This window comes from Lacibacter luteus (genome assembly GCF_004118265.1).
Taxonomy (GTDB): domain Bacteria; phylum Bacteroidota; class Bacteroidia; order Chitinophagales; family Chitinophagaceae; genus Lacibacter; species Lacibacter luteus.
Genome location: NZ_SDHW01000007.1, coordinates 57,001 through 72,045, shown reverse-complemented (window position 1 = coordinate 72,045; position 15,045 = coordinate 57,001). Strand labels below are relative to the sequence as shown.

The 15,045-nt window shown below is 41.6% G+C and carries 9 protein-coding genes; all 9 read right to left on the bottom strand.

Features of this window, described 5'->3' with window-relative positions; all coding sequences use genetic code 11:
* Window positions 1-205 precede the first annotated feature (205 nt).
* Window positions 206-2,377, bottom strand: a complete 2,172-nt coding sequence (locus ESA94_RS18530; protein ID WP_240671098.1) for a sugar phosphate isomerase/epimerase family protein — start codon at window positions 2,375-2,377, stop codon at window positions 206-208.
* Window positions 2,378-2,578: 201 nt separating this feature from the next.
* The gene (locus ESA94_RS18525) at window positions 2,579-4,120 is read right to left on the bottom strand and encodes a sodium:solute symporter (RefSeq protein WP_129132441.1); all 1,542 of its coding nucleotides are present in this window, start codon (window positions 4,118-4,120) and stop codon (window positions 2,579-2,581) included.
* A gap of 90 nt (window positions 4,121-4,210) precedes the next feature.
* Complete coding sequence (locus ESA94_RS18520; protein WP_129132440.1) at window positions 4,211-5,335, bottom strand: four-carbon acid sugar kinase family protein; 1,125 nt, start codon at window positions 5,333-5,335, stop codon at window positions 4,211-4,213.
* A gap of 84 nt (window positions 5,336-5,419) precedes the next feature.
* Window positions 5,420-6,448 carry a 4-hydroxythreonine-4-phosphate dehydrogenase PdxA gene (gene pdxA / locus ESA94_RS18515; RefSeq protein ID WP_129132439.1) on the bottom strand — a complete coding sequence of 343 codons (1,029 nt, stop codon included), beginning with the start codon at window positions 6,446-6,448 and terminating at the stop codon, window positions 5,420-5,422.
* Window positions 6,449-6,480: 32 nt separating this feature from the next.
* Window positions 6,481-7,395 (bottom strand): dihydrodipicolinate synthase family protein, encoded by a 915-nt coding sequence (locus ESA94_RS18510; RefSeq protein ID WP_129132438.1) that lies wholly within the window; start codon window positions 7,393-7,395, stop codon window positions 6,481-6,483.
* The gene (locus ESA94_RS18505; protein WP_129132437.1) at window positions 7,395-8,546 is read right to left on the bottom strand and encodes an iron-containing alcohol dehydrogenase; all 1,152 of its coding nucleotides are present in this window, start codon (window positions 8,544-8,546) and stop codon (window positions 7,395-7,397) included. The genes ESA94_RS18510 and ESA94_RS18505 overlap by 1 nt, the downstream gene beginning before the upstream one ends.
* A 9-nt stretch (window positions 8,547-8,555) precedes the next feature.
* Window positions 8,556-9,533 carry a dihydrodipicolinate synthase family protein gene (locus ESA94_RS18500; protein ID WP_129132436.1) on the bottom strand — a complete coding sequence of 326 codons (978 nt, stop codon included), beginning with the start codon at window positions 9,531-9,533 and terminating at the stop codon, window positions 8,556-8,558.
* A gap of 61 nt (window positions 9,534-9,594) precedes the next feature.
* Window positions 9,595-11,169, bottom strand: coding sequence for a sodium:solute symporter (locus ESA94_RS18495; protein ID WP_129132435.1), 1,575 nt, complete (start codon window positions 11,167-11,169; stop codon window positions 9,595-9,597).
* An 84-nt stretch (window positions 11,170-11,253) separates the two neighbouring features.
* On the bottom strand, window positions 11,254-15,045 hold the full coding sequence (locus tag ESA94_RS18490) for a family 78 glycoside hydrolase catalytic domain (protein ID WP_129132434.1): 3,792 nt from the start codon (window positions 15,043-15,045) through the stop codon (window positions 11,254-11,256).

The following is a 15,045-nucleotide window of genomic DNA, read 5'->3' as shown; positions in this document are numbered from 1 at the left end:
AGAAAATCTTTACCTGAATGATTGAAGTTGAGATAAAGTTAGAAGCACACGCAAACGATTGCAATGTACTTATCAACTAAAAAGATGGAAGATTTTACTTTTTTATTTTTGCTGTAATGCTTGCTGCATCAGCATTTGCAGAAAGCAAAAGAGGTTTGCAATTTTTGCAAACCTCTTTTGTAAGAATTTATTTGAAGAAAAATTATCACTCGCCTTGAAATACTTTTTTCAAGTACGCTGTGTTAGCACCATAGTTATATCGTGGATCAGTCGGCTTGCGTGCATCTCTGCTGCGTTCAATCACCAACCATCCGCTCCAGCCCATTTCATCTAAACATTTTTTTACTTTATACAGATCGAGCTGCGGATCATTTTGCAACCACACACTGTCTTTGTTGGTTGCATGAATCATGCTGATGCGATCTTTGCCGAGTATTTTTAATTCACTGATGAGATCTCTGCCTTCTTTCAGCGGATTAGAAAAGTTGAAATAAATTTTTATTGCCGGTGAACCGATCTGTTTCAACAGCTCTACTTCTTCTTTTGCGGTAAGTGATGTTTCAATGCCGATGATCACTCCTGCTTCCTCCGCCATTTTACCTGCTACTTTCAAACGTGCAATCACTGAATCACGAATAGCTGGATTCTTTTTGATATCGCATTGCACACCCAATGGTAGGAATGCATGTTTTACATTCATCAGCTTCATGGTTTTGATACAGTCTTCAATGCTGCGAATGTATTCTGCTCTTCCGCAAAATGATTGTGCATAATAACCCGTCATCGCCAAACAGAATATTTCTACTTTCTTTTCTTTTGCTGTTTTGATGAATTGATTGCGTACACTATCAATCAATAATTGATTATCGAAAGTTGGACGATTACCTAAACCTCCCATATCAACCTCAAGTCCATCGGCTTTTAACTCTGAAGCGAAAGTGATGGCACTAAGTTTCTGACGCTTCAATAACATCAGATCGATCAAACCAATTTTATAGCGCTGATTGGTTCTTGCTTTTTCTATTTCTTCTGCAAATACACGCTCTAGATTTTCAAAACCTTTTACAGCATGTGCAGGTAATTTTTCTCCGTTGTCACCAAACACAAACAAACTCTTTTCGGGTTCAATGGTAATTTTCGTTTCATCAATCTTGCCGTTTGCATCCTGGATGGCTTTGATGTTTAATCCCAGCTGCTTTGCCATGAACTCATACACAGGTGTGCGTTTGGTAATTCCGAAATCATGCTTGTCTTGCGGCAAGTGCACATTGCTTACATTTTCTTTTTTGTTGTACCAGCTGTACATCGTTTGCAGATAAGGGAAATCATGTTCGGGCATTTTATCTGTCCAGTCGCCGCCATCGCTAACAATTAACTGCGGACGAGGTGCTGCCATAGCCGCAATCTCTACATTATTTGTACGGCCACCACATGCATGAATGTTCATGCCACTTTCGCAAGGACAACCACCATAGAAATAAGAGGACAAGGAAACAACAGGTGCTGATACTTTAATACGATCATCCAATGCTGTCAACAATACGGTGTGACTGCCGCCGCCTGAACCACCGGTGATGCCTACACGATTTGCATCGGCTTCTTTTAAACTCAATAAATAATGTAATATGCGGATGCCACCCAATGCCTGGATGGTCATGGCTAAACTTCTGCGATGATCTTCACTCTTGAACTGTAACAATGATTCGCCCCATGCAAACAGATCATAACTGAATGCGATAGCTCCCATCTTTGCCATTGCTGCACAACGCAATTGGCAATCGGCACGGTAACGTTGTTTATCCCAATGACCATCGGGATTTAAGATAACGGGAATTTTGCCTTTAAACTTTAATGGTTTGTATAATGATCCGTTGATCCAAACGCCGGGTAAAATTTCAATAGCAACATTTTCTACAGTGTAACCATCGAAGATGCGTTTCGCTGTAACGATTGGTTTTGTTGTTGGCGCTGCTGGCAGATGATCTAACTGTAATGCTTCTTTTAAACAGGGTTTTAATTCGGCTTTGCGTTTTTCCCACTCTTCTACTGTTTTGTATTGTGCAGCGATGCGATCCATTTCAGCCCAGCCTTCTTCTATCGGCCAGCGATAATATTCATATGCACTCAGTTTATATTGCTTGTCTTTTTCTTTCTTCACTTTTAAATCGAGTGGCTTCAGAATATTGTCAAGTGTTACTTCCACATCAGGACGATATTTCCATTCGGCATAGGTAACCGTTTTGTTCTTCACCAGGTTTTCATCGATCTTTATGGTAACGCCGTATTTCTTTTGCACATCGTTCAATACTTCTTTTAATGGCTTGGCGTATTGTTGATCGGTGTTGAGTTGTGCATTGGAGTTGAACCACAGAGACACGAAGACACAGAGAAGAAGAATAGGTTTCACGCAAAGGCGCAAAGAAAATAAGGACGCAACGTTTTTCGAGAAGTCTTCCTTTTTACTTTGCTCCTTTGCGGCTTTGCGTGAAAAAAAAGATGAATCATGCAATGCAGTACAAGAGTGCGACGCAACGATGATGCTATAAAAAACTGAAGTTGATTTCATAATTATCCATTTTTAATTATGCCGATTTGCTTTCCAACTGCTGTACAACAAATTTGGCTCAAGTACAGGTTTTGGAAAAAACAAACTGGCGATATAACCAACCACGATCACAACCAAATGACTGTACACGCCAAGCATGAGTTTATGATGTGTGAAATTAAAATTACCTAAATCGAGTAAGAGTTTCGGCTCCTTTACACCAATGGGCGTGCTGGTTAAGAAAGCCCATGCAGTAAACAAAATACAAGTAATGATACCAATGTTTACACCTTGACGATTTGCTCTTGCACTAAACAAACCCAACAGAAAAATACCGACAATACCACCGGAGAAAATAGCATAAATGGTGAAGATAACACCCAACACACCTTCGTTGCCCAATACAAGATAGAGTGCGCCGATGGCAATAGAAATTAATCCCGATAACACCACAAAGGTTTTACTCATGTAGAGATATTCTTTATCTGTTTTCTTTGGACGTAGTTTTTTATAATAATCCTGCATGCCAACTGCTGCAAGCGAATTAAGATCGGCACTGAGACTACAAATAGCAGCAGAGATGAGTGCTGCAACTAAAAAACCAATGACACCGGTTGGCAACTCCGTCATAATAAAATGCGGGAACACTGCTTCGGCCTTCATGCCTTCGGGTAAATTGTTTTGTTTATAAAAAACAAACAGGGCTGTGCCGATGAACATAAAGATCGTCCAGATAGGAACGGTTAATGAAATACCAAGCAACGATGCTTTCTCCGCTGCACGATCTGATTTTGCTGTGAGATAACGCTGCACCACTGTTTGATCGGTTGCATATTTCTGAATAGCATAGAAAGCACCGTTAATGATCATAACAATTAACGTGAGTTGATCGAAGCGAAAATCATAAGGGCCAAAACCTGTGCGGTTGTTTTCACTTGCAACTTTAATTGCTTCGGGTACACCTCCGTTGATAGAAAACAATAACACGCCTAAACAGATGATACCACTTGCAAACAACATGAAACCCTGGAACACATCGAGCCAGATAACAGCCTGCATACCTCCTTTTAAATTCACCAACACCAATACAAAACCAACAACCGCAAGAATGAGGTACGGACTGATGGTTGTCATTTCATGAATGGCCACGGCAATTAAAAACAACACGGTGCCCATACCTGCAAACTGTCGAATAATAAATGAAGACGAACTATAGTAACGTGCAAAACCACCAAAACGTTTTTCAAAATATTCGTAGGTGCTTAATCCAATTACTTTGCGGAAGAGTGGAACAATAAACCAGATTGTTCCTAATAAAACGATGGGCACCATTAAACCTTGTACTAGTAAGACCCAGTTGCTGGTATAACCTTGTGCCGGATAACCAAGAAATGTTACACTGCTGATGAGTGTGGAGAGTAATGACAACCCCAATGCCCATGCAGGGAAATTGCCCTTCGATAAAAAATATTTTTCTGTTGTATCCTGTCGCTTGGCAAAACGAAAGCCGAGATAAAGCGTAATGCCTAATACCAGCAGGATGATGCAGTAATCAATAAAATGTAAATGGTTCATGGACGAATCGTTATGTGGTGCTGTGCTCACACCTGCCCGACTAACATCGTTCAGGCGGGGATTGCACTGATGAACACAGATTGTTTTATGCTATTGACTAAACAGTTGTTTTATTTCATTGCTTAATTCGTAACTACCGGGTTTAACCGTGATGTATAAATTATTTGCTTTCATCCGCACCACTCCTCTCGTTAATTCCTGCAACGGAGAAAGCTTTGTAATATTCAGTTCATTTAAAATAGCTGTTGCAGTTGAGCCGCCTTCGATGAACAGTTCTTTGATCTGTTGCTCTTCCACTACCTGCTTTACCAACTTTGCCATGTTGTTACGTAGTGTTAGAGCAGATACATGTTCAGTCAATTCTTCTTTCTTTACTGCAATGATGGCTTTCTGTTCTTTTGACAATACATTTCTGCATTGCTGCCACCACTCTTCTGTTACTGCTCCATCATTTGTGCTGATCTCTTTTCCTACATACAATACCACTTCACTTCGTTCACTTACTTCTTTGATATAGTTTATCGACTTTTCATAAGCTGTACCACACACATACAAAAAAGGTTGCAGCAGTTGAAAAACTTCTTGTTGCTTCAATTCAAAACGTTGTTCCAGCAATGCTGTATAAAAATCGCCAGCACCTGCCAGTACAAATTCATCGTTCATCTTTGCAGCCCATGCCTGCACATCTGCATCAGTTGTTGCTTCGCCAACAATAAATCCTGTTGCAGGAAGTTCGTTGTTGTGTTGCCGCACTTCTGCTTCTTTGTTCAGTATTTGCTTCACCAAAGAACTCTTTACAGGAAACTCGGGATCGCTTGCAAAACCTGTTTCGCTGATGAGTGTTCCCTCCACATAATACATTCCGTTGCTGATGGTTCTGTTCAAAGATGGATTTGCAGGAAGAATGAATGCTTTGCTTTTCTGCATCAACTGCATCTGAACTCTCAGTTCATCCAACACATAACCACGCAAGACCGAATCGATCTTTTTGTAAACAAGCGATGGTTTTAATTGTAACACTTGCTTTACTGCTTCTGCTGTTTTTTCCAAAGCAGCAGTTTTATTCAAAGAGCGACTATCAGTACTAACAATCACCACATCTGCATCTGTTGCAGCAACATCAGCCGTACATAATTCTACTTTCAGTCCGTAACGCAGACTGATGCCAGCTAACTCAGCGGCTCCTGTAAAATCATCGGCTATTATCGCAATCATTTGATGAACGCAAATTGTTTTTCTTTTTTATTCCACGGGTTGAAACCCGTGGCCATTCATTCACCACTCTCTACTTGCTACTCACTACTCACCGTGCTTACTCAATTGCACCGCACTTTCTATCGCCAAGACCATTGCATCGGCACTTGCAATGCCTTTGCCTGCAATTTCAAATGCAGTGCCATGATCAACTGATGTGCGTACAATGGGCAGACCCAATGTAATGTTCACACCTTTCACACTATCCATTTGTTGCTTTTCTGCATTCCATTTAAAACCTGCAAGCTTGAACGGAATATGTCCCTGGTCGTGGTACATAGCCACTACACCTCCGTATGCACCCATTGCTGCTTTCGCAAACATGGTATCGGGTGGTACCGGGCCTTCCACATCGTAACCGAGTTGTCTTGCTTCCAACACAGCCGGTAAAATTTCTTCATCATCTTCAGTGCCAAACAAACCACTATCACCCGCATGTGGATTTAAACCGGCTACACCTATTTTCAAATTTGTTTTTCCGAGGCGTTTCAATCCGTCAACAATCAATTCAATTACCTGGATGATGCGTTCTTTCTTCACCAAGTCACATGCTTGACGCAACGATACATGCGTGCTTACATGGATCACATTGATATTATCTTCCACCAGCAGCATAGCATACTTTTTTGTGCCGGTGTAATGCGCATAGATTTCTGTATGTCCGGCAAAATGATGACCGGCTTCGTTGATTGATTTTTTGTTGATGGGACCTGTTACTGTTCCATCAACTTCTTTCGCCATTGCAAGTTCAATTGCTTTCTTCACCGCCTGGAAAGAAGCTTCACCACACATGGCGTTGATCTTTCCAAACTCCAGCTTCATTATATCTGTAATGCCGAGGTCGTACACATCAATTATTCCTAATTCAAATTTTGCATCCGCCACGTTTGCTACGGCGTTCACTTTTGCATTGAGTTGCAGTTTATCAATGATCTGTTGAAACACGACAGTATCGCCTATCAACAATGGTTTGCAGATATCGTAGGTCTCTTTTTGTAACAATGCTTTTACCGCAATCTCGGGACCGATACTTGCAGGGTCACCCATTGTAATGGCTAAAACTGGTTTGTTCATCTTCTGCTATTTATTCAACCGCCGTCGGGGCTTTAGCCGCCAACGGGGTTACTTAATTTTTTAAATGCGTTAATCAAATTACTTTTCTCTTCTTCACCTAATGTCTGCAACGGTGGCATCACCACATCATCACAAATTCCTTTATACTGCATCACTGCTTTCAATGCCCACAAACTTTCGCCCAAGGTTTTTCCGCCCTGGTATAAATTACCATACACATCACTCAGCTTTTGCATCTCGAATGCTTTTGCATGATCGCCTGCATCAACGGCCTGCAGCATGTCTTCATAAATTTCCGGCATCAGGTTTCCAGTGCTTGGTATCAAACCATCACTGCCGCCTATCAAAGCTTCAGCCGACTTTGCAGCCCAACCGAGAAAATGACCAAAGTCTTCTCTGTCTTTCCACAAGGCCAATGATTGTGCTAAGCGTTCATCGCTGCGTTCAGAATCTTTTGTTGCAATGATATTTGAGTGATGACTCAATTCATCGATCAACTGCAACGGAATACTCATGTGTGTGGTTGCAGGAATATTATAAATGATCACCGGCAAAGGCGAAGCATCAGCCAGTGTTTCAAAATAAATTTTCATCTGCGTTTCTGTCAACACATAGTACGAAGGCAGAGTTGCTGCAACCGCATCAACAGCGTTATCAGCACAATACTTTGCAAAGTAAATTGATTCGTTGAGGATGTTCGATGAAATACCTGCGTACAAAACTGTTCCTGCCTGTTTATGCTTTGCGGCAGCTTTTACATATTGTTCTTTTACGTCAGCAGGCAACGATGCTGATTCACCAGTTGTACCTAAGATGAACGGTGATATGTTATGCTGATAAAAAGAGTTGAACAGGTTGGCAACAGCTGCAACATCGATCTGCAATTGTTTTGTAAGCGGCGTTACAGCCGGAACAATTACTCCTGAAAATTTCTTATTCTTCTTCATCAAAATGCCGATTTAAAAATTGCCACCGCATCCTGCTCGGTAATTTCCCGTGGATTATTTTTCAGCAAGCGTTGAATCTTCATCGCTTCACTCGCCATTTGCGGAATGGTTTCTTCTTTCACACCTACTTCTTTCAATGTAGTTGGAATACCGCAGGCTTTGTTCAGTTCTTTTATCTTCTCCACTCCTGCTTTGGCAGTTGTCCATGCATCGGCTTCACGTATGCAGCCCAATGCAACAGCCACATCTGCATAACGATCTACTGCTGCCACAATATTATACTCCATCACATAAGGCAATAACACAGCGTTAGATAAACCATGCGCCAAATGATACATACTTCCCAATGGATACGACAATGCATGCACAGCGGCAGTATTCACCGGACCTAAACAAAAGCCACCATACAAACTACCCATTGCCACTTTTTCTCTTGCATTGATATTACTGCCATCTTTCACTGCTGTTTCAATATATGCAGCGATCAACCGCATACCTTCGTATGCAAACAAATCAATAAACGGTAATGCAAATTTGTTGGTATAGGCTTCGAGGCAATGTGTTAACGCATCCATGCCTGTTGCTGCAGTAATTGCAGGAGGGACAGAAACCGTTAATAACGGATCAACATATACAATATCAGGAACAAGGTAAGGACTGATAATTCCTTTCTTCTGGTTATCTGCATCATCAACAAAAATAGCATTGGGCGATACTTCGCTACCTGTGCCCGATGTTGCAGGAACACAAATGAGTTTTTTCTTTCTTCCTTTCAACAAACCAATGCCCACATATTCACGCAACTGCTGTTCATTCTCTAACTGTGCAGCTACGAGTTTGGCTATATCCAATACACTGCCACCCCCAATACCAATCACCACATCGGGATTGAACGGTGTTACCTTTTTCATCAATGTTTCAAAATCGCTGAAGCTTGGTTCAGCAACAATGGATGTATCCGTAACACATTTTATTTTTTGTGCAGTGAGTTTTGCAGTAAATGTATCAATGATCTTTTGCAACGGATCGATGGTAACAATAAAAACTTTTGTTGGCTGCAATGCCACTACATCATCGATCAACTGTTCAAATGTTCCGTTACCTGTTACCAGTTTGCCCGGAAAAAAAATACGCAATGGAAGCTCTGCCATGTTCTTTGTTTAATACACTGTTTCCTCTAAACTGTTTGTTCCTGCAATGGAAGCAATATCTACTTGCTGAATGCCCAGTTTTTCGCACCAATGCTGGAAACGATCGTATATATCATCTAATGTTTGTCGTTGTTCGGGTGTTAACTTGGTTGCAACGGCACGGCTAATGGTTCGTACAGGCAATCCTCTCTTCTGTAAAAAATATTTCGAACACATGGGGTATGCAATATGAATGAGCGGATCAACTTTTGTCAACTCCTCCTGCAACCATTTTACTTCTTCCTGCTTATCGGGATTGTTTGCATTGTTCACCATCCACACCATTACTTCCGGATAAAAATTTCCGGAGATAGATGACATACCTTTTGCGCCCATCTGCACACTGTACATGGCATTGGGTGTATGTGCATCGTAAAACTCCAGTTGGTTATTTGTTTCTTTTAAAATATCCAGCTTGGCTTTTACATTCTCTAATTGAATGGATGTGTCCTTGTGATAAATAAGTTTGTTGGCTGATAGTAATTGACGAAACACATCGGGACCAATGATGCGTTTGTAAGGCGCCGGGCATTCATACATACCCAACGGAATATTACCTGTTGCCAAAAACATTTGTTCAAAATTGCGGAGCAAAACTTCATCACTGTCTTCTTCTTTTGCAAAATGACCAGTGATCATAATAGCTGCATCAATACCCGTATCGTAGATCTTTTTTGTGAACTGTGCTTTATCGGCAATGGTCAATCCAAACGAACCGGTTGCCACAACGGGTACTCTTCCCCGCACTTGTTTTACAATATGCTCCGTTAATTCGAGACGCTCATTTTCTGTTATGCTGAACATTTCGCTGCTGAGACAGTTGGCGAAAAAACCTTTTACACCTGCAGCTAAATAAAACTCAACGAGTATGCTTACTACATCCAGATCAACCTCTGCTTTGAGATTGTAAGGGGTGATCATAACCGGGACAAACTTCTTTTCCTCCATGGCAAGACATTTAGGGGTTAAATTTTCTACATTTCGTCTGCATGAGAAATGCTGAATCTTGCTATTCTGCTGTATTATTTTCCTGTTTGCGTTGCAGCAGGCGTGTTGCCAGCAAACCCGCAAGGAAAATAGAGAGCGTACCAACCACAATGATCATATTCTTATGCAGCGGATTTCGTAAGAACGCATAGTTTTCATTGAGCTTTCCGGAGAAGGTCATCCATAGGATCACAATAATACCAATGATAACGGCCGTAATGGCTGCGGCATTTTTTGTTTGCCGGCTGATGAGTCCGAGCAAGAACAAACCCAGCATACCTCCTGCAAAAATACCACTCAGCTCCCACCAGATATCAAGCAGACTTTTTGCACCGATCATAGCCAGGCCGGTACACAAACCAATTACGCCAAATACAATGGTTGATACGTGCAACAGATAAAGTTTGCGTTTATCGGTAATATCGGGTTTGAAATATTTCTGGTAAATGTCAACAGTGAACACCGTGGCCGATGCATTCATATTACTGCTGATGGTACTCATGGCAGCCGATAACAATGCAGATACGATCAACCCAACTAATCCTGTTGGAATATTGTTCACCATAAAAAATGGTAATACTTTATCGCCATAATCGGCAGGTGCTAATGTTGCAGCTAATTGTTGTGCTTCGGGTGAAGTTGCGGCTACCCCTAACCGTTCGGCTGCTACCTGCAGTTTCACCGGATCGATCAAACCGGGTTGTGTTTGATAGAATGCATACAAGGCTGTGCCGATAATGAAGAACAACAACGATGCAGGCACATACATCCACACACATAACCAAACCGATTTTGCTGCCTGCTTTGCTGTTTGTGCAGTATGATAGCGTTGAATATAGTTCTGATCCATCCCGAAATTATTCAGGTTGATAAAAAAACCATAGAACAACACTACCCAAAAAGTTGATTGTGTAAAATCGGGCGACAAACTGCCGAGACTGAATTTATCATCGGCTTTTGCTACATCAACAATAGCAGAAAAACCACCGGGCAGATCTTTCACAATTAAAAACAAGATCAATAATGCGCCGAGTGTTTTGATGATGCCTTGTGCCACTTCTGTCCAGATCACAGCTTCCATACCACCAAGCACAGTGTAGATGATGATACAAATGCCCATCACGATCATGATGGATTGCATGCTGAAACCCGTAAGTGCCTGCAAGCTTAATGCAATACCAAAAAAGATAGAACCCATGCGTGCAAACTGTGTCAACAAAAAACAAACAACAGCGTATGTTCTTGCCCATGGACCAAAACGTTTTTCTAAATGTGTGTATGCTGATATTTCGCCGGTGCTTCTGTAAAAGGGTACAAAATATTTTGATGCTACCCATGCAGCCAACGGCATGGAAATGCTGAACACAAATGCATTCCAATTACTGCCGAATGCTTTGCCGGGCACGCCTAAAAAAGTATTGCTGCTTAAAAATGTTGCGTAGATAGAAAGACCGATGGCCCAGCCGGGAATACGACCCGATGCTTTGGTAAACTGATCGCTGTTTTTGTTCTTGCGTGAAAAATAAAATCCAATGCCCACCATGGCAAGCATGTACAGTGCAATTACTGCAAGATCGATAAATGGCAAATTGTGCATCGTTATCTTTTTACCACGGAGACGCAAAGACACAGAGAAAAGAACTTAGTGATTGCTTTGTGCCTCCGTGCCTCTGTGGTTCAATTAATCATCCGTTGTTTTTCCTTCATTCGCTTTCACTCCCGGCCATTGCTTATTCACAATTTCTTTCAACTCCAGTTTGCTTGGATCAACCACCACATGTTTCACTTTCTCTCTTCGCCATGTATAAACAATATGCACCAGTCCATCTTTTGTTTGTATCACCGATGGATAAGAATACTGACTGATAGGCGAATCTTCCAGTATCAATGCAGCACTCCACACTTTACCATCTTTTGTTACAGCTACATTCAACGGTGTACGTGGACCTTTACCACCCACCCACGACGAATTAGGTAGATTATGATTGTACACCAGCAAATGTCTTCCATCTTTCAATGTTACCGCATCTGTTCCTGAATTATTATTTGGTAACGGCGATGCCTGCATGGTGCTCCAAGTTTTACCGCCATCACTGCTCCAGCTTTCGTTGAGTGAGTGATTACGGCTGCGACAAAGTATCTGCAAACGACCATCTGCATATTTTAAAATACTTGGCTGAATGGCCTGCAAAATTTTCGGATCGTTGATAGGGCCTGTCTTCGTCCATGTGCGACCGTTATCGCTTGTGAATTCGATATGTGCTTTCCATCCACCTACTTCTGTACTGCTTGGGCAATACAACACACCGTTGATCAGTTCCGGTTTGTTTTTGATAGGACCTAAAAATCCTTGCGGCAATGCTTCCCGTTCGCTCCAGGTGTGTCCGTTGTCTTTGCTGCGTTTCATCCAGCCTGTCCATCCCGCAACGTTGGGGCCTATTTTATAAAACAATAACAACTCACCATTCGGTGCATAAAACAAAACAGGATTGTAGGTTGAATAACGCAAGGTATCATTCATTACACCATCCGCAACTTTTGCAGGTGCAGTCCATTTACCATTTTTATAATGACTTGTCCAGATGCACACATCTTTGTTGCCTTCTTTCGTACCACCAAACCATGCAGCGATCAACCCTTCGGGTGTTTCTTCAATTGTTGCGGCATGACTTTCGGGGAATGATGCACGTTCGAAAATAAATTCATCTTTCACAATTCCTTTTTTGAATTTCTTGTTACGGATGAATGTGTAGTTACCCGATGCAATTTCCAACACAACTGCTCCATCATCTTCTTTTATGAATTTGATGTCTTTGCTGTTGGCGATAGCAACTCCGCTTTCGGTGATTTCTTCTACACTGTTTGCAGGAATATAAACTGTTGCAGATGTATTGGCAGGTATGCTGATCTTCCATTCAAATTGCTCGATAGAATTTTTCCATTCGCTTTTGATCAATCCATGAAAACTGTTGTACGATGCTTTTACAAAATCCAAACCTGCAGGAATCGTTGGTTTCATAATGATCTTCTTAAAAGCAACATCTGTTTTATTCGTACGGATGCCTGCAAGATTTTCATAGAACCAGGTCAGCAGATCACCCAACAACATCACATGATTCTGACTGTTCATACCGGGATCAGCCGTATTGCCATTCCACAATTCCCAAATAGTAGTAGCACCATTTTCTGCCATATAACCCCAGCTCGGATAAGTTTTGTTCGAAGCCATGATATAGGCCATGTCTGCATAACCATATTCCGTTAATCCACGCATGATCCATTGCGAACCAATTAAACCCGTACTGATATGCCCATGATTTTCTACATGCACTTTAATGCGGATCTTATCAAACACAGGCCCACGCAATGAATCCGGACAAATACCAAAGTACAAAGGCAAGAGGTTTGCAGTAACTGTATTGTTGCTGTATTGTTTCAGTTTTGGATTATAAAATGTTTGTTGAAAAGCAGTGCGGATGCTGTCACTCAACAAACCATAATAGTTTGCATCTTCTTTGTTGTTGGTAATATTGGCAAAGCGTTGCATATACGAAAGCAACTTGTAATAGTAAGCTGTCGCAATAAGTTTACCATCGGTTAAACGGTTACTGTCTTTTGCATGAATAAGATTCAGGCTTTCAGGCGGCACACACCAATCGCCATATTTATCACGGGTGATGATGTAATTCTTCATGTACTTGCTCTTCATGTACATCATCCATTTTTTCATGGATGGATAATGTTTCTGAATCGGCGTAACATCACCAAACTGGTTGTATAAATTATTTGTGACGAAGAAGTACGCAGCAGGCCATGTAACATCATCGCTGTAATAATTCCAGAACGCAGGCGCCACATCAGGAATACTTCCTTCATCCGTTTGGCTGTCTTCAATATCCTGCATCCACTTTGCATACAACGTCGCATTGTTGAACACATAACTTTCGCCTTGTGAACCAACCGTACGATCACCTAACCAGGGTTGACGTTCGTTGCGCTGCGGACAATCAACCGGCATGCCTTTGTAATTCGATGCAATGCCCCACCATGCGTTTTGATAAATACGATTGAGTGTTGCGTTTGCTGTTTGAAATGATCCTGTTGTTTCCAATGCATCATACACAAGCTTGCCTTCAAACTGGTTAATGGTTGGTGTGCCGGGGAATGTTGATACCTCCACATAACGAAAACCATTGTACACAAAAGAAGGTTGCCATACTTCGTTGCCTGTTCCTTTCAATGTATAAATGTTGGTCACTTTTGCATCACGAAGATTCGCTACAAAAATTTCTCCGTTCGATTGTAAGCTCTCTGCAAAACGAAGTGTCACCTTCTCTCCTTTTTTGCCGTTGATGTTTTGCAGTTTGATCCATCCTGCAAAATTCTGTCCCATATCAAGTATATATTTTCCGCCGGCAGTTTTTTTAATGGAAACAGGTTTGATGGTTTGCATCACTTTCATTGGTTGGCTCATTTGCGCTACCAACTTTCCGGTTGGCGCTTCTACCAATTCAGGTTGCATCCATTTTGTATCGTTGAAACCTGCATTCGTCCAGCCAATAAATTCTTTGCGTGCATCATACTCTTCACCATCGTATTCATTATTGCTGCGGATAGGCCCATCCACATTCAGCTTCCAGCTTTCATCACTCACAATGGTTTTGCTTGTACCATCTGTGTATTCAATCTCCAACTGCAACAACAGTTTGGGCATTCCAAAGGTGTTATGCTTATGCGTTTTGTAATTCTGACGCATAGTAAAGAAACGGCCATTGCCCAATACAGTTGCAACAGCATTCTTTCCTGCTTTGATCTGCTGCGTTACATCATGCGTGTTGTAGAAATAAGTTTTGCGATAATCAGTCGGGTTTGGTGCCAGCACCTGGTCACCGATCTTTTTACCGTTGATGTACAGTTCATACATACCAAGCCCCGATAAATAAATCGTTGCACGTTTTACCGTTGCTGCACTTTGAAATTCTTTGCGCAGGTATCTTGCACTTAAGCGGCTCCATTGTGTAACGCTGTCCCACTCCGATGCTCTATCGTAACCGATCCATTTTGCTTTCCATAAATCGTTTGTAAGTCCGGTTGAAAAGAAAGCTGTTTGTGTGACTGTTGCTTTGCCTTTATTTGTTTGTATCAATACTTTCCAGAAATATGTTTTTCCAGGTTTCAGCTCAGCACCCTTGTATTGTACATGCAATGATTGATTGCTGTTGATGTTGCCGGAGTTCCAAACATCGCCTTTGTTTTGCTGCAGATTTTGTGCAGTGCTGCTCACCAATACCTGGTAGCTCGTTTGTACTACGTTACGTTGATTACTTTGCAACTGCCAGCTGAGGCGTGGTTGTTTTGTTTCAATGCCCAATGGATTCAGCAGCATTTCGCAACGGAGATTGGTAACAGTTACCTGTGCTGATAATTGCTGAATGGAAACAAGAAGAACAAGTATCGTTATTAACTTTTTCAT